General features: G+C 47.0%; 12 protein-coding genes and 1 tRNA gene. 4 read left to right on the top strand and 9 right to left on the bottom strand.

Annotation, left to right across the window (positions count from 1 at the left end; translation table 11 throughout):
• Position 1 precedes the first annotated feature (1 nt).
• Both OXH00_15605 and OXH00_15600 read left to right on the top strand, forming a co-directional pair.
• Positions 2 to 592, top strand: coding sequence for a Uma2 family endonuclease (locus tag OXH00_15605; GenBank protein ID MCY3742440.1), 591 nt, complete (start codon positions 2 to 4; stop codon positions 590 to 592).
• Between the two features lie 110 nt (positions 593 to 702).
• Positions 703 to 2,775: a GH32 C-terminal domain-containing protein gene (locus OXH00_15600; GenBank protein MCY3742439.1), complete on the top strand. Its 2,073-nt coding sequence runs from the start codon at positions 703 to 705 to the stop codon at positions 2,773 to 2,775.
• A 68-nt stretch (positions 2,776 to 2,843) separates the two neighbouring features.
• Here OXH00_15600 and OXH00_15595 read toward each other — a convergent pair whose 3' ends face one another.
• The 3 genes from OXH00_15595 to OXH00_15585 all read right to left on the bottom strand — a co-directional run bounded on the left by OXH00_15595 (position 2,844) and on the right by OXH00_15585 (position 7,467).
• Entirely contained in the window at positions 2,844 to 3,050 is a 207-nt protein-coding gene (locus tag OXH00_15595; GenBank protein MCY3742438.1) for a GMC oxidoreductase, read from the bottom strand.
• The gene (locus OXH00_15590) at positions 3,050 to 4,489 is read right to left on the bottom strand and encodes a GMC family oxidoreductase N-terminal domain-containing protein (GenBank protein MCY3742437.1); all 1,440 of its coding nucleotides are present in this window, start codon (positions 4,487 to 4,489) and stop codon (positions 3,050 to 3,052) included. The genes OXH00_15595 and OXH00_15590 overlap by 1 nt, the downstream gene beginning before the upstream one ends.
• 788 nt (positions 4,490 to 5,277) lie before the next feature.
• Positions 5,278 to 7,467 carry a dockerin type I domain-containing protein gene (locus OXH00_15585; GenBank protein ID MCY3742436.1) on the bottom strand — a complete coding sequence of 730 codons (2,190 nt, stop codon included), beginning with the start codon at positions 7,465 to 7,467 and terminating at the stop codon, positions 5,278 to 5,280.
• A gap of 768 nt (positions 7,468 to 8,235) precedes the next feature.
• Between OXH00_15585 and OXH00_15580 the strand changes: the two genes are divergently transcribed.
• Together OXH00_15580 and OXH00_15575 are read left to right on the top strand one after the other, a co-directional pair.
• The gene (locus OXH00_15580; protein ID MCY3742435.1) at positions 8,236 to 9,948 is read left to right on the top strand and encodes an RNA polymerase sigma factor; all 1,713 of its coding nucleotides are present in this window, start codon (positions 8,236 to 8,238) and stop codon (positions 9,946 to 9,948) included.
• Positions 9,945 to 11,213, top strand: a complete 1,269-nt coding sequence (locus OXH00_15575; GenBank protein ID MCY3742434.1) for an ABC transporter permease — start codon at positions 9,945 to 9,947, stop codon at positions 11,211 to 11,213. The genes OXH00_15580 and OXH00_15575 overlap by 4 nt, the downstream gene beginning before the upstream one ends.
• Before the next feature lie 240 nt (positions 11,214 to 11,453).
• Here the strand turns inward: OXH00_15575 and OXH00_15570 are convergent, their stop codons facing one another.
• From OXH00_15570 to OXH00_15545, 6 genes are all read right to left on the bottom strand, one after another.
• On the bottom strand, positions 11,454 to 12,872 hold the full coding sequence (locus OXH00_15570; GenBank protein MCY3742433.1) for a sigma 54-interacting transcriptional regulator: 1,419 nt from the start codon (positions 12,870 to 12,872) through the stop codon (positions 11,454 to 11,456).
• 19 nt (positions 12,873 to 12,891) lie between these two features.
• Positions 12,892 to 13,650 carry a hypothetical protein gene (locus tag OXH00_15565; protein ID MCY3742432.1) on the bottom strand — a complete coding sequence of 253 codons (759 nt, stop codon included), beginning with the start codon at positions 13,648 to 13,650 and terminating at the stop codon, positions 12,892 to 12,894.
• 113 nt (positions 13,651 to 13,763) lie between these two features.
• On the bottom strand, positions 13,764 to 14,939 hold the full coding sequence (gene secF, locus OXH00_15560; GenBank protein ID MCY3742431.1) for a protein translocase subunit SecF: 1,176 nt from the start codon (positions 14,937 to 14,939) through the stop codon (positions 13,764 to 13,766).
• Between the two features lie 206 nt (positions 14,940 to 15,145).
• Positions 15,146 to 17,092: a protein translocase subunit SecD gene (gene secD, locus OXH00_15555; GenBank protein MCY3742430.1), complete on the bottom strand. Its 1,947-nt coding sequence runs from the start codon at positions 17,090 to 17,092 to the stop codon at positions 15,146 to 15,148.
• A gap of 148 nt (positions 17,093 to 17,240) precedes the next feature.
• Positions 17,241 to 17,313 (bottom strand) — tRNA-Arg (locus tag OXH00_15550).
• A gap of 11 nt (positions 17,314 to 17,324) precedes the next feature.
• Complete coding sequence (locus OXH00_15545) at positions 17,325 to 17,840, bottom strand: adenine phosphoribosyltransferase (GenBank protein MCY3742429.1); 516 nt, start codon at positions 17,838 to 17,840, stop codon at positions 17,325 to 17,327.
• Positions 17,841 to 17,845: the final 5 nt, after the last annotated feature.

Genomic DNA, 17,845 nt, shown 5'->3' with positions numbered 1-17,845 from the left:
AATGGCAGAAACACAACAGAATCAACCAAGACCCAAATTGCCATCAGCGCAACACACACTTTTAACAGCTGAGGATCTGTGGAAACAACCTGATGATGGGTATCGGTATGAATTGGTGAAAGGGGTCATACGTAGAATGCCACCTGCTGGATTTGAACACGGGATCCGAGCGGCTAAAATTGGAAGACATCTTGACGCGCACGTTGAAAAGCATAAATTAGGCTACGTTTGTGGTGCTGAAACGGGATTTAAGATTGCCCAAAATCCAGACACTGTGCGTGCGCCAGATGCTGCGTTTGTTCGCCAAGCCATAATTGATGAACGGGGTATTTCAAAGGGCTATTGGGAAGGAGCACCCGATCTTGCGGTTGAAGTCATCTCTCCAGGCGATACCTACACTGAAGTCGCAGAAAAGGTAGACGAATGGTTAAATGCCGGGTGTGCGATGGTGTGGGTTGTGAATCCGCGTCGAGAAACTGTAGAAGTGTACCGGTCCCCTGAAGACATCACCATTCTGCATGGAGACGACATCCTTGATGGCGGCAACGTTATTGAAGGGTTTCAGTGCAGGATTGGTGACCTATTTATCTGATAGACCCCGCTCTAAAGTCCCGTAGGTGCGGTTTCCTAACCGCACCGATGTTGAGTGGATAAATAATTACAGAATCTACTATAAGACATAAAACTGAAAGGTAGGTACTTATGTCCACGACGACGGACAAGACCCTCGTCAGCTGGTTCTGCTTTGATGAGGACGCTCCAAAGCACTGCAGCGTGATTACTGTACAGGCGGCTGAGAAGTATGACGCACTCGCTTTTGGGCAGGATACTCCAAGGAAGTGGTCCACCGCCAGTGATGATAACACTCGCACGCAAAACCCAGAACAACTCGCGCAAAATCCAGAACAGGAAATTGTACTCGGGCAATTCATGATGATGGCAGCTGTTTACAAGGACAACTCGGTCACCATTTACCGCGATGGGGAAGTGTACGCCAACTATACCATCAAAGAGCCATTCGATTTTCTGAACAACCCCTATCTACAACTCGTAATTGGCTCAGTCAATCTAAATCCGAACTACGCCACATCATTCAAAGGAAAAGTCAAGGACGTACGGATTTATGCTCAGGCTTTGACGCAAGCGCAGATTAAGGAACTGAGACCGAACGCACCCTCCGCAACTCAACCGTTCAGCTGGTATGATTTCTCGAAAGACGGTTGGTGGGTAGATCGTGCTGGAAAATTTCCTGAGTTTAGAAACATGGCAGCGATAAAACAGAACGATGAAGACGCGTACATTGTTTTCGATCGAGACGACAGACACATGTTTACCCTCGACAACGAAGCTGTCCGGATCGCTCGTGATTTTCGCCAACGACTGATGCATGACCCGAGTCGCCCGACATACCACTTGGTTAATTCCGAAGGCGATAACGAAAGGAACTATTCGACCGATCCGAATTTCATGATCTACTGGAAAGGTCAGTATCATTTCGGCTATATGTGCAAAGGCGATGAGCACGCTTTTGGTCACTTCACGAGTACCGATCTTGTTCACTGGCGGCGGCGCGGCGACTGTGCTTTGGGCAGCGGCGGTTGTGGTACAGGTGGTACGATTATCACTAAAGACGGCAAGAAAGTCATCTTTGTCGGCATATTTGGCGGTCGTCCGACTTATGTCGAGGCTTCGGATGAGCATCTGGAGGACTGGTCTAAACCGATTGAGATTGAGGTGCCGCAAGAGGCGCGAGATGCCGATTATTGGGTATTCTGGGATCCGACGGCTTGGGTTGAGGGAGATTACTACTACATATTTTCGGGCGATCACCCTATGGAGGATACCCGACCGGGATTGGGGGCATGGTATAAACGGACGACACTGATGCGCTCCAAAGACTTTAAGAAGTGGGAATTTCTCGGTGAATTTATGACGAAAGAGTTGCCGGGACTTGAGCAACACGATCACTCCTGCACCGATTTCTTCAAACTTGGCAACAAACATATGATGCTACTTATCAGCCATAGCTGGGGGGCGCGGTACTATCTCGGTGAATGGAAGGATAACAAGTTCACACCCGAGTTTCATACCAAGATGAGTTGGACCAACAATTATCGCGGCATACCGATCTATTGGGCACCCAAAACCTTCCTCACACCAGACGGGCGCAGAGTCGTCATTACCAATATACAGGTTAACCTTGGCAACACCTTATGGAGCTGTATATTCTCATTGCCTTGGGAGTTGAGCCTGCCTGATGACGGGATTGTACGTATTAAACCGGTTCGTGAGCTTGAGTGTCTGCGTTACAACGAAACGGTTGAGAAGGACATTACGGTCAAAAACGGCGAGGACTACAGGCTGAAGAAAATCTCAGGCGATACGGTTGAACTGAATGTCACAATCAAGCCTACCGAAGCGAAAGACTATGGTGTAAAAGTGTTCTGCGACAAAGCCAATCAGAACGGGATGGAGATCTTCTACTCAGCCGACGAGAAGACGATTTCGATAGGTGATGGCAATGAAGCGGCAAAACTGTACGGTAGTTCCCAACCTTATGGCATTGCGCCGTTCGAGTTGAAAACCGAGGAAGATTTGAATTTACGGATATTCATCGACAGAGCACTCGTGGAGGTTTTTATCAATGAACGTCAGGCAGTCGTACAGAGCCAACTGCATAAGCCGAAAGATGTTGGCATCTGCCTTTACAGCATCGGCGGGGACATCAAGGCGGATGTAACGGGTTGGAAGATGGCGGCAGCGAACCAATGGTAAGATTCTTGATAAATTCCTCTAAAGTCTATAATCACTCATTAATAAAAAAGAGTGAGCAGTTGGTACCATCACCGATCTATCTCTCTTTTTTCTCTTTTTTCACGATTCATTGTCAAATCATCGGTTAGGATTCTCTCGATATTGCGCTCAGCGAAAGCCGCAATCGTCAAGGATGGATTCGCTGTCGCACAAGAACCCGGTAACAACGATCCGTCCATAACATACATCCTCGGATACCCGTGTACGCGCCCGTAGAAATCACAGGCTTTCCCCATCACCATGCCACCCAAGGGCTGATATGTAAAATCTGCGACACATCCGGTATCGAGAAAGGCACACCTTCAGAAATACCGAGCGTTCCACCGTTAGCAGCGTTCATACGCGCTGTGAAATCTGCCGCTGCGCTTGCGGCACGCGCATTGCCTGTTGGCGACCAATTCAGGACAACTTTATTACGGATCAAGTCATAGGAGAATTCGCCACGCTCCGTATCTAAACCTATCAGAAGTTGTAGTAAACAGCGACAGTCGTGCACGATGGGTAAAAATACAGATTCTACGGACGCAGGGATCTGTGTATTGCCATAATCGCTAACGCCTGTGATAACCGGTCCACCTTGCATCTTGCCTGTCGATTCTTCCACAGCGCGAGAAAATAGAACGTTCCCATTGGTTCCCCACTCCTTACCAACCATCTCATTTAAGTTGCCCAAACTACCCGTATGTCGTGCTTTGACCAAAAGTTCTGTTGTTCCGATAGCACCTGCGGCAAAGAAGATATACATCGTGGTAATTTCTTTGGTTTGTAGCACCTTACCCGTCTCATCTATATTTTCGACGGTCACTGCGTATTTTCCGCTATTGTGTTGTCTAATATTGATAGCGCGATGCAATGGATGGATGGTTACATAACCTGTCGCTTCAGCCATCGGCAAATAATTTCGATCCAAACTGTTTTTGTAATCGCTGTTGCCCCCGTACAACATCTCTCCAATGATAGCAGAAGGGAGTATCGTACCAGCGATTTCTGAACGAATTATATCCCAATCCGCTGCCTGCCCTATAGAGGTAGTCTCTAATCCGGCGTTCGCTGCGTGCTTTGCAAACACACGGGCATACTCGTAGTGTGGCTCTTGCTCAATATCCGCAGGAACCGTCGAAATGCGCAGCATATCCCGCACGCGGTCATAGTAGGGTTGCAGCTCTGTGTAGGAGACCTCAGACGGAAAAACCTTATAAAATAGTTCTTCAGGTGCCTCAATGCTGATGCCGCCGTATACGATAGATCCGCCACCTACGGCTGTCCCTCGGTATACTTTCATGTTCGGGTAGTCGACCCGATCCAACACACCGGTATATTTTTGAATAGAGAACTCTGGACCGAACGGCAAAATCGTTTTATTTCTCAGCCATGTGGAGCGACCATCTGGTGGGATGTTTCGAGAAAACGGTGTATCCCAACGCCTGCCTTGCTCCAATACCATCGTACGGATCCCGGACTCGCCGAGCCGCAACGCCGTCACCGCACCGCCAAAACCACTACCGATAATCAGTGCTGGAACATCATCTTCGGTTTCTGTCGGGGTTGCTGTGGGTAAGAGAATACCCATCGTATCACATCCTGAGATTCCTACACTGCTGCCTATTGCGAGCCCCGTTAAACCGCTTTTTATAAATTGCCTACGTGTTAGGTGGCTATAATTTTTGTTTTTCATTTGGTATCTACGCTATAACCGTTCTGATTCCTCGTATATTTAGAGAAAGCACGACTTCCAAACGTGCCTCCACAAAGAAATGATTACTTCAAAATCATCATCTGCAGTTAATAAAGAGATATTATTAGGCAACGCGTTACCTACGGATGCCTGCATCTCATAAGTGAGAGCATGACAACACCCGAACATATAAAATCTCAAAACTGCTTGATATACGTGTTTTGGGGTCAGTGTTTCTCTATACGGGGAGTGCTTATGCAAGAGAAACGGAGACGACAAGGATTCGTCACCGCGTTTCAGAGTGATGGCAATCTTTCCATATAGGTGCTGGTCTCCATTTATAGATGACACACAAATCGTGTTATCTGATACAATAGAAACCAGCGCTGTCATACCTGACCTATGGCAGTGCTAAGCGTCGCGGGTGCGGTAACACCTGCGGCGCACTAACGAAAATGTAACTGCCATCTTTTATTGTAGAAAAAACGCCAAAAAATGTCAATTAAAAATATTTTACGACACAAAAAAGGTCAATTTTTACAAAATATGTGCTTCTCGGCGGTGCTAATGAATAACAAAAATCAGAGAGTTCATCCTTCTCGGAAATCGTTTTCTGTATGTTGTTTAACAGGGAAAAGATGAAGTTTGCTGCTTGACATCTTGGACAGTTCACGATCTGCCTCCGGTCGGCTGATTGTTTTTCGCAGGCAAGGATAGGATACCTATCAGAAAAAGTTAAAAAAAGATGGATTTGTTTCTTGACTGCTTTCGTCAAGTACGTTTCTGGACTAATCGCCGATAGCATTTGCAACTTGCACCAAATCTTGGATGTTAATAACACCATCACCGTTGACATCTGCGGGATCTCCGCCTACCGGAACGTCTTGACCCATACGTGCCGCGACATGCACGAGATCTTGGACGTTGACGACTCCGTCACCATTAACATCTACTGTATTGATGTTTACTGTGAGTACTTCGGTACTCGGTACGAATGTTGAAGTATCCCACATATAGATAGTATCCGTGCCTCCGCTTACCACTGTCTGACCATCCGGTGAAAATGCTACGCTATGGACATCACCCTGATGTCTAAAGGTGTGTTTGAGCGTACCAGCACTAACATCCCACAAACGGATGGTGTTGTCCCGACTCCCACTTGCCAACGTCTCACCATCGGGACTAAATGCCACCTTATAGACATCACTCCAATGCGGAGCATACGCCTGACCAAGGGTGTGCTTGAGCGTGCCAGTGTCCACATCCCACAAACAGATGATAGTGTCCGTGCTTCCACTTGCCAGTGTCTGACCATCCGGTGAAAACGATACACTATAGACAGAATCTGAATACTGACTGGTTATGCTCCCGCGAGTGTACTTAAGCGTGTGCTTGAGCGCGCCAGTATCCACATCCCACAACCGGATGGTGTTGTCCCAGCCACCACCTGCCAACGTCTGACCATCCGGACTAAAAGATACATCATGGACTCTCTCTTCATGATTAGTGAAGGTGCGCTTGAATTCACCTGTGTCTACATCCGAATTAATGAAGATGCGTTTGAATTCACCTGTGTCTACATCCCACAACCGGATGGTGTTGTCCCAGCTGCCGCTTGCCAATGTCTGACCATCGGGAGAAAATGATACGCTATAGACAGAATCCCAATGTCCAGTGAGTGTATCCTTGAGCGTGCCAGTGGCTACATCCCACAAACAGATGACTCCCCTAATGTCTCCACTTGCCAACATCTGACCATCCGGAGAAAACGATACACTATGGACATCATTCCAACCAGCAACGGTGTGCTTGGATGAGCTAATAAGGGTGTGCTTGGGTAAGAATGTATTCACATCCCACAAACGGATGATCCCACTACTGTCTCCACTTGCCAACATCTGACCATCCGGAGAAAACGATACGTCATGGACAGAATTTGAATACCCCGTGATTGTCTTCTTGAGCGTGCCTGTGTTCACATTCCATAAACGGACAGTTCTGTCCCAGCTCCCGCTTACCAACGTCTCACCATCAGGGGAAAACGATACACTATGGACAGTACCCGAATGTCCAATGATTGTCTTCTTGAGCGTGCCTGTGTTCACATCCCATAACCCGATGGTGTTGTCCCAGCTCCCGCTTGCCAACGTCTCACTATCAGGGGAAAACGATACGCTATGGGTGAGACCCAAAGTTCCAGCAAAGCTGTGCTTGCGCGTGCCAGTGGCTACATCCCACAATCGGATAGTGTTGTCCCAACTTTTACTTGCCAACGTCTCACTATCCGGTGAAAATGATACACTATGAACAACATCTGTATGTCCAGTAAGGGTGTGCTTGCGCGTGCCAGTAGCTACATCCCACAACCCGATGCTCCCGTCTCGGATTCCACTTGCCAGCGTCCGACCATCCGGTGAAAACGACACGCTAAAGACAGTGAAGACGTTACTTGCACGTTCAGTGATTGTCCGCTTGACCTCGCCCGTGTTCACATCCCACAAATAGATGGTGCCGTACCAGCCACCGCTTGCCAACGTCTCACCATCCGGTGAAAACGACATGCTGAAGGCGAAACTGCTGAAGGCGACATCGGCATCTTCAGTGATTGTCTTCTTGACCGCGCCCGTCTCTGCATCCCATAAATAGATAGTGCGGTGCCAGCTTTCACTTGCTGCCAGCGTTTGACCATCCGGAGAAAATGATACACTACGGATACTCCCCCACCGTCCAGCGATTAACTTGATTTCACCACCACTTTGCACATCGTATATCCAGATACCCAGATTCCCAGCGATCGCCAAACGCGTGCCATCCGGCGAATATACTACGTCAGATAAAGTTCCCTTACCCAACCGCGCTGTGGCACCATCAGGTAAACGTATTTGCGTGTAATCTTGCGCTACACCGTTCTGTAGAAAGCAGGTTAAAGTGACAGCAGGAAACAGAATCAACAAGAAAAAAAAGAGTTTAATATTCATTTGGTACTCCTTTTATCAAGCAGGGATTGTTTGAAATAACGTGAGTTTGATAAAAGATTTGAATTTTGTAGGTTGGGTTGAACGGAGATCTACTAAAAATGGCATAGAGCAGATGACTTTTGAGTTCATCAAGAAACCTGAAATCACCGAAAACCGAGTGAAACCCAACGTATTCTCACATCCACAGCGTTTCGGGTGTTGGGTTTCGCTATTTGTATCTACAAAAACGGGTCGTTGAAAATCGGCTACTTCTGTATCAACGGGTGGGTTCTTGGTCTTTTACCGCTCAACCCAAGCTACGGGAGTTTCAGTCTTTATTTTCAAACTCACGTTTGAAATAGGATGTATAGTTGTTGCCCATCAAGGCGATGCCTAATGCGTGTAGAGGCGAGTGCCTTTTGGTACCCCTTTAGCTGGTTCTATCTCACCGCTTTCCTCCCGACGGCGGAGCGTTTGAGAATTAACACCAAGAATTTAGGCAGCCTCTCCAATCTTACATTCATAAACGTGTTTAGAGTGCGCTCGGTTTACAAATCCAGCAAGCGTGTCGGATCAAATCGCTGAACGCCTGAGAATTTTCCAACTTCAAAGAAGGTTTCTTCATTTTTTTTCCCAAGATGCAAGATTTGTGCACAAAATTTCGTCTTTAATAATAGAGGGTGTGAGTTACAAACGAATCACCTGTGTTAATTTTACAAAACTCGGTATTTGATTAAGCCTGTTGGCGAATGCAAACACGATCCAATCTGTTTATCAGGAGGAAGTTTCGTGGAAAAAAAAGAAGACGATGTTCAACTGGTTCGAAAAATTTTATCAGGTGACGATGCTGCGTTTGGCATCTTGGTCGAAAAGTACCAAAAGAGCGTTCATACTCTTGTATGGCGGAAGATCGGCGATTATCACTACGCTGAAGACATTATGCAAGATGCCTTCTTTCAGGCATATAAAAAACTTTCGACCCTTAAAGATCCGAATCAATTTGCCGGGTGGCTCTATGTCATCGCGAATCGGCTTTGTATTGATTGGATGCGAAAGCAGAAGTGGATGCGAGAGCAAAAGTTTGTGATGCAATCGCTGGAGGATACACGTTCGGAAGAAATTGAGCGGTCTTCTTACACACATCATGCATCGGAACAATCGAGAACAGCGAGTACCGAGCATTCTCATGCGCTTGTGAAAAAAATTTTGGAAAAGCTGCCAGAGAGTGAACGCACTGTCGTGATGCTCTATTATCTCGACGAAATGACCACGAAAGAGATCAGCAAATTCTTGGGAGTGTCGGTAAACACAATTGCGAGTCGACTCCACCGCGCGCGAAAGCGTCTACAGGGAGATCAAGAACTCTTGGTTCAAGAAGTCCTTGATGATGTACAACTATCAGAAAATCTGAAGGAGAACATTATGCGTCAGTTGGAAAGCATACGCAGCAAGTTTGATTCATTCATAGCACAGGCAAAATCCGACCCGACATCAGGCGAGGATATTCTTAAGGAAGCACACAACCAAGTTGAAGATGCGCTTAAAGGCGAAATCACACCTGACTTGGCACATCTCGCCGATGAGATATACGAGTATATAGGCAAAATCGGAATGGAAAAAAGCGTCTCCCTGCACCGTAGGTATCTGAACGTCGCTTCAGACAATAAGGAGCGTTTCTGGTCGCACCGGCAACTCAGCGGTAACCTTGCCCGGCTTCGGTGGAACAAGGAAGCTGTTGAAGAACAGGTTCGGCTTTATCGTTGGGCATGCGAGCATTTGTCAGATGAAGATGTGCTGGAGACTGTTGGTAGTTTAAGTCATATTGAATGTTGGAAAGCGGAAGGGCGTGTTGATGAGTGGTTTCAGATTTATGAGGAAGCCTCTGAACGCTTAGAGAACCCTGAATTGAGTCGCTACGCACGTTGCGATTTCTTGCAAATCGGATCAGAAATCTTACGCGCCTACGACCGGTTAGATGAAACGCTTCTTGGCATGGAAAAGTTGGAAGATGCTAACGGCGAACCGGATTGGGAGCATTATTTTCGGTTCTGGTTGGCTGTGAGAACGAATCGACTTCTGGTGTATAGCAAACAGGAAGATTGGGAACGTTTCGATCAGGCACTTACGGAAGTAAGCGTGTTTATTGAAGGCGAGATGGCAAAACGAGATGCCGGTCATTCTGTAAATATCAGCGACCTTACATGGGCTGCCCACGATGTCGGTTATTGCCTGTTACGGTCAAAGAAGTATAGCGAGGCGAGACATTTCCTACAAATTGCCATTGATTTGATCCGCTACGACGCTGATACCCACTTCTTTCTTGCAGTAAGTGTTTGGGCTTCTGAGAAGGACAGAGAGAAGACTTTACACCATTTAAAGGCGACTCAAGATTATGTGCTAAACCCTAACCGAGATATGTACTACTCGAATTTCCTTGAGACCCCTGAATTTTCGGATGTAAAAGATGATCAAGAGTTCCTAAAAGCACTCGGGCAGAAATGAAATTTCGTGATGCGATCATCGCGGGTGTACAACCACTCACGCAAAATAGACTCCGTGCAGGATTGTCCATTCTCGGCATTTTCATCGGGGTTGCGGGTGTGTTATGCATGGTCGCTATTGGCGATGGTGCGAAAAGAATCCTCGTCGAAGACATTGAAAAACTTGGCGGGGCAAATCAGTTTACATTCTATACGCGGACATCTATTTTCAAACGCGGACGACTCCGGCGAACCACTGAACGATACACGCTTGAGGATGCCTATGCTATTGAGGCAGAATGCCCCGAGGTCTTATATGTCTTGCCGAATCATGAATCCTTTGAAAATTTTGTTAGCAGCCGAACTGGAAACCAAGCCCTGGCACTCATAGAAGCTGCGACTGCAGACTATGCCCGCGGCATGAACTGGAAACTACAAACTGGCAGATTTCTCACCGAAAACGATATAGAGACTGCAGCGCAGGTCTGCGTTTTGGGAGCCGACATTGCTATTGAGTTGTTTGGCGAAGTATCCCCGGTCGGACAAGAAGTAAAGGTCCGGTATTATCGTTATTGGCGACAAAAGCCAGTACGGATGCGCGTCGTGGGTGTGATGAAACCCAAGGGACGTAGTCTCACTTGGGAGTATTGCTTGGATGATGCTGTCTGTGTTCCATTGACGACCTATCAACAACGGCTTACAGGCATTCGCTACGTTGAATACATGATTGTCTTTTTTCAAAAAGATGCCAATGTTAACAGTGTCATTGCTTGTGGTAAGAGTATCCTGCGTAAAAGACACCGCGGGCAGGATAACTTTATTACTTACTATATCCCGAAACTGACATTTCGGCGATTGGATCACATCCAAAAGGTGATAAAGATTACTTTGGGTAGTATTGCGGGTTTCTCGCTGTTCGTCAGCGGCATCGGCATCATGAATATCTGTCTCGTCTCTGTCGGCGAAAAGACGCGGGAGATAGGTTTACGGAAATCGGTGGGTGCGAAACGGATTCACATTTTTTATCAATTTTTGACAGAATCAATCTGTCTCTGTTTGTGTGGTGGGCTGCTTGGCATTGTAGGCGGTTGGGGTGCGGCACACGCGCTGTCACGGCTTGCGGTGCGGATTGTGTTAGTTGTGGATGCATGGCCCGTCGTATTATCCTTACGGTGGATACTGATTTCTGTTACCTTTTCAATTGTCATGGGCGTGGGTTTCGGGGTCTATCCTGCAATTCGGGCAGCGCAACTTTCACCTATTGACGCACTCCGCTCCGAGAATTAAATTTGTAAAGTGCGACTGATATACGGTTGGTAACGAAGGTTCCCCGATCATTTTAGAATTAGGACTCACGCGATTCCCTGGTAGGTGCGGTTTCCTAACCGCACCGGATCTTTAAAAAAAGACCTGAAACACAACAAATCCTTAAAACTAAATCGTCCTAACATATTTTGTCAAGGAAAAAATAAAAACCCACCTACATTCCACTGAAATGGGAAGATTTGATAAGCGTTCTCGTAAACGTTATTCCTGATTAAAACTATCATCCGAATTGTTATTGGCTTCCTGCTTGTAAGCGTCTAACTTTCGGTGTAAGGTTCGTACGCCGATGTCGAGAATTTTCGCCGCTTCTGTTTTATTACCCTCTGCTTCTGCGAGCGTCTTTTGGATCGCTGCCCTTTCAATTTCCGCCATTGTCATACCGACCCTACCGATGACATCTTCTTCATCAAGCACAGGCAGATATTCACCCTGTGAACCGCCTCGCTGTCCTATGGGTGCAGCAATCGGTAAAACGCCTTCTTGCGCTCGATGCTCAAGCGTTTTGGCGATCGTTGAAAGGATTTCCAACGCTTTTTTGAGGACATCCGCTGCGTCATCCGTGTCGCTAATTTGCATCCAACTGGTATCTTCATCTGGAATGAGGAACGGCACTTCATTACCGGCTGTGGCAGCTGGTTCCAATAAACGGATTGCCGAGAGGATAAGTCCGAGAATTGTCTTGTAAATGGCTATATTTCCCGTCGCGATTGCACCAGCAGGGGTATCAACAACCTGCAAAACTCCTCCTGGTTCATCAAGTAAGTCTGTCTCGGTGGTGGTTGCGTCAACGAGCTGCGTGCCAGAGGTTTGCACAGGCACTAAGGAAACCTGTTGGGATTCAGGATCCATCGGGAAATCTTTCAGTTGCAGTTCTTCGGTGGTGGCTGAGATAATAGCCGTTTCTATGGCATTTCTAAGCTCACGCACGTTGCCGTACCAATCAGCATTCTGGAGATAATTCAGTGCGTCCGACGTTATACTGGTAATCGGTTTACCGTGTTCTGCGCTTAATTCAGGGATGAACGCGGAGACGAAAAGTGGAATGTCCTCACGACGGTCGCGGAGTGGCGGGATCTGGATGCGAAAGAGATTGAGGCGGTAGTAGAGATCCTGTCTAAACTTTCTCTCCCTTACCGATGTTGTAAGATTGACATTTGTAGCAGCGATAATTCGGACATTGACTTTAATATTTCTTTCACCACCGAGCCGGTTGAATTCCTGTGTCTCTAAGACGCGCAGAAATTTCACTTGCACTTCGGGCGACATTTCCGCGACTTCGTCCAAAAAAAGCGTCCCGCCATCTGCCTGTTCAAACACGCCGCGTCTTTGATTTGTTGCGCCGGTGAAAGCACCTTTTTCATGTCCGAAGAGTTCACTCTGCAGGAGGTCTTGGTAAAATGCACCGCAATTGACTGCTTTGAAGGGTCTATTTTTACGCGGGCTACCTTCATGAATAGCCTGTGCGATGACATCTTTTCCGACACCCGTTTCACCTGTAATGAGGACAGTCGCTTTCGTCGGCGCGACCTGAGCGACTTGACGCAAAACAACCTGCATCGGTGCGGATTCACCGATGATGTGTTGTGAATTATCGCTGATAACCGGTGTTGGAAGATTCATTTATTCACCACACGGATTACTATTTTTTTTCAGATTCGGTACTACGTGCGATTTCGATTAACTGCTGGGGGTCTTGTTTGACTTGCTCAAAGACGTGGAAACCGTCGCGACATGCCGCTTCACATAATCTTCTTAGCACAACACCCTTCATAGCCCAATTTGTGGTGCGAAGGCTTTTCTGCAAATCGCTGCCAGTTTCAACAACATGGAGATTCGGCAAGTCTTCATTAACGACCTGTTTGTGACTTTTCGGAAGCAAGAAAATTAGCGTTGTCGCCCGTTCCACCTCAAAAACGCGTTGCAGGGATTGAATATCGTCTTGCCGCAATAGCGAAAAGACGAGATCGTAACCGTCAACTAAATCCGCGGTCCGCTCAGGGACACCGCTCTCATTGTATTCTAAAACCTCAAGTTCGTGAAGTGGGGCGGTATCAAAAGGAACGATAATGTCTTTCTCGTTAACCGGACGCTTTTGCCCATCAACGCGGCAAAAATACCACGGAAAATACAGATCAAGGATTGTCTCACCGTATTGAGTATGTTCCCGAATCTGTTTTAACCCTGCCCGTAATTGCGTATTCATGGGACCCGAAAACATCTCTCCAGCGGGTGCACTGTAGTCTCTGTTTTCGCTATACCACCCCTCCGCATTGTAACCACACAATTCCTTGATTCGCGCCTCAAGACGTTCAGGTGGCGTACAATCCTCACCTCGGAGCGGATTCTCGGGCTTCTGTTTTTGCCCAGTTGTGTAAGGACTTAAAATCAATATTCTCATGAGAAAAACGCTCTTAACAGCAATCAGCCATCAGCCGATAGCAGTCAGCGAAAAAACTTATGACTTACTCAAAAACCTCTTAACTGATGGCTGAAAGCCGATAGCCATTCTTGCTATGACGCGGGTTGCTGTCCTCGATTCCAGAGATACAAAATCGGACTTGCGATGAAGACCGAGGAGTAGGTGCCTATCAATACACCGACGATAAGTGCTAAGGCGAAGGTGTTAATTTCCTCACCGGTACTGGAGAGGATAAAAATGACCAAAACAACAAAGAGAGTTGTCACGGATGTGATAACCGTCCGACTCAGCGATTGGTTGATACTCCGGTTAATGACCGTAACGTAGTCCGTTCCGCGTAAGGATTGTGAGTTTTCTCGAATTCGGTCGAACACGACAATTGTGTCGTTGAGCGAATATCCGATAATTGTGAGGAACGCCGCTACGGTGGGCAGGTTAATCTCTTTTGATAAAATAGCAAAGACCCCTAAGGTGATTAGTACATCGTGGACGAGCGCGGCTATCGCGCCGATAGCGAACGGGAACTCAAATCGCCAAGAGATATAAACCAACAAAATGACAATCGACCAGAGCACAGACCAGAGCGCAGCCCATTTAAGGTCGCGCCCGACACTCGGACCGACCTCAGAGACATTGACCCCACCAGCAAGTGCTTGCCAACCCCCAGGTGCCTGAAAGTTACCTTCAAGAAGTGCATCTGTGAGGATTCTACCGACACTCGCTTGGATTTGGACAGTGGCATTCTCACTCAAGTCAATTCCGATAGGGTTTGCGAAGGTTAAGTTAATTGCGTCGCCGTCTGCCGTGTCTTCCCGTGCGATAATCTCGTTGCGCTGCTGCGAAGTGCCATCAATGAGTTGGACGGTATCGCCCTCTGCTAATAGATGTGCTTTTTCAGCGGTCTTACTTACCTGAAGGCTGGTAGCGGTTGCATCCCCCGGGTCCGCCATAATTGGGATATTAATGAGTTGTTGCTGAAATTCGGGGCGATGTCCCAGAGCGATAGAGGCCTCGTTTTTGCCTGCATCTATTTGGATCGAGGCACGCTCGTAACCGATTTCAGTGAGTTTGGCTTGCAGCTCAGATTCTGTGACAACTCTGTTAAACTTGGCTTGGATTTTAACACCACCGCGAAAATCAATTCCAAAGTTAGGACCTTGGTGGATGCCGAGGAAAACCAAACCAATAACGATGAGCACTGCTGAGAATACAAAGCCAGTGCGGTGTTTGCTAATAAAATCAAAGTTTGTATTTCTAAGTAGTTCCAATTTTTTAATTGTTGTCAGCTTTCGGTTGTCAGTCGTCAGTTAAACTGATAACCGAGAACCATTCATTCGACAACCATTCCTCCATGTCAGAGTCATCAGTTATCAGTTTTTAGTAGGACGTGTGGCCGTTGGAAAGGTCTTATCCGCCCCAAGCAAGTGACTGACGACTGACAACTGACTGCTGATAACTATTCTTCTGACAGCCATTAAATGCTGAGTTGCTGCACGTCTCGGTTCCCAACTGTTAAGCCATAAATCTCGCGTGTAACGACGATCGCCGTGAACATACTCGCGAGGATACCGATACCGAGCGTTACCGCGAACCCTTTAATCGGACCTGTACCAAAATGATAGAGGACAAGTGCGGTAAAGAATGTGGTAAGGTTAGCATCTAAAATTGTTATAAATGCGCGCTGATAGCCGCTTGTGATAGCTGCCCAGACGGCTTTATTGGTCCGTAATTCCTCGCGAATTCGCTCAAAGATGAGGACATTCGCGTCAACAGCTATCCCGATTGTGAGTACAAGTCCAGCGATACCGGGAAGCGTCAATGCCGCCCCGAAGCCTGCCAAAGCACCGAGAAGAATCACCATATTAAAAACGAGCGCGACAATAGCAACTAACCCAGAGAGGCGATAGTAGATTATCATGAAAATCAGGACTATACCCAAACCGATAAGCGCAGCGCGAATGCCGTTGTCAATAGATTCTTGACCGAGGGTGGGACCGACGGTACGCTCTTCTGCAATTTGGACACCAACAGGAAACGCCCCTGCTTTCAAAATATTGGAAAGGTAACTTGCCTCTTCATAAGTGAAACTGCCTTGAATAACAGCGTTTCCGATGATCTGGTCTTGAATAACGGGTGCAGATTGAACTTTTCCATCAAGGAGAATCGCCAGATGCTCGCCGATATGGTCGCCTGTGACTTTCGCAAACGTCCGTCTCCCGGCACCATCAAAACTCAATGAAACGACAATGTCAAAAGTGGTTCTGCCTGTGGTGGGAAACGCATCGGTAATCCGGTCTCCGGTTAGGAGTACAGGACTTTCCAAAACATACCAGCTGCCGGTTTCGCGATGATAGCGCACTTCACTATCCTCTGGAATATCATCGGGTGGCGGTGTATCGGCAGTCCCGCTCCAGAAATTTCCACCAGCAGGCGATTTTCTGACGAGTTTAAATTCGAGCCGCCCCATCTCTCTAACGATCTGTAGCGGTTTTGAAGAGTCCTCAGCACCCGGAAGCTCAACGATGATTCTTGGGTGATTCGCCTCTCGTCGGATAGAGGGTTCAGAAACGCCAAAAGCATCCACGCGATTTCGTAAGACGATAAGGACCTGTTCAATCGCCTGCTCACTATATTTTTCAATCCCACTTCGGCTGAGTCTCAACTGATATATGGATTGTGTTTCTGTTTCGTTATTTACCTGTGCATCCTCAAAAAATTCGATTTCGTTAAGAAGCTGCTGCGCCTTTTCCAAGTATTGTGTTTTTTGATTCGTATCCGATCGGAGTCGTGAAGGGATACCGACAAACACATCAAGTGCGTCTTGTCCGGCTACCCGTTTAACTTCACGACACAAAACTTCCTCTGCGCGAAGTTGCTCAGGGATAGAGAGCGCGTGTTGACGGAACAGCTCAGTTTTGGAAGTCTCCAAATCCACTTCAAGTACAAGATGGACCCCACCTTTGAGATCTAATCCCAACTTCAATCGGTTGTCAGGTATGAGTCGTCGGATAACGCCTGGGAGACTCCCGTATAGATGTAAATTGTCAAGCGTCGCGCTTGGTGCTTCACGAGCGTTCTCCGAGATGAGCCGAACATAAAATTCGTGTGATTCAGTCGTATCAAATTCATAATCAAATCCATGCTCAAACCCAAGTTTTCCTAAATGGACCCGAAAGACATCCATTAATTCACTCGTCGTATCCTGAAAACTGATGCCTTCGGGGTATTCAACCTCTGTGAGACTCACCTTAAAACCTTTATCTTCAGTGACTTCAAAAGCTGGAAGTTTTTCCTGCATCCAAAGTGGTAAATTCCCGTATAGTGGATTGTAGAAACTATCCGGGGTCGGGATGAGGTATAACGCAGAGATTAGCAACACCCCGATGATTAAAACTATTTTCCAGATATTGAATCTGTACATCCAAGTTACTCCTAAACATTAGAATGATTATCAATTATCAGTTAAAATTGGTTATCAGTTGTCAGTTGTCAGTCATCAGTTAAAAGAGGCTTTATTAGAAAACCTTTTAACCGATAACCGATAACTGATGACTGATAACCCTTTCAAACGCGCCTGGGAGGAATCGAACCCCCGACACGTGGTTTAGGAAACCACTGCTCTGTCCCCTGAGCTACAGGCGCATGTGGTAAGCCTAATATTTCATGAGCGAAAAAACATCGTAGTTCGGAATCTTCTCCCTGCCTTCAAATTCCAATAACTCAATTAAGACAGCGATCCCAACGATGTGTCCCTCCAGCTTTTCAATAAGTTCAACGGATGCAGCGAGTGTCCCACCAGTTGCCAAGAGATCATCGCATAGGAGAACTCTACTGTCTTTGGGGAACGCATCTTGATGAATTTCGATCGTATCACTGCCGTATTCAAGATCGTATGTAACTTCGTGCGCCTCATAAGGCAGCTTACCCTTTTTCCGGATAGGAACAAAAGCAGCACCGATCCGATAAGCAAGCACCGTTGAAAAAATGAAACCGCGTGCTTCAGGTCCCGCAACAACATCAATGGCTTCATATTTATAATGGCGCGCGAACTCATCAATTACCCGATGAAAGGCGGTTGGATTTCCTAAAAGAGGCGTGATATCTTTAAATAAAACCCCCGGTTTCGGAAAATCTGGCACTTCTCGAACAAATCTCGAAAAATCTTGCATTATAT

This window comes from Candidatus Poribacteria bacterium (assembly GCA_026706025.1).
In the GTDB taxonomy this organism is placed as follows: Bacteria; Poribacteria; WGA-4E; order WGA-4E; family WGA-3G; genus WGA-3G.
This window is presented reverse-complemented; position numbering and strand designations above follow the sequence as displayed.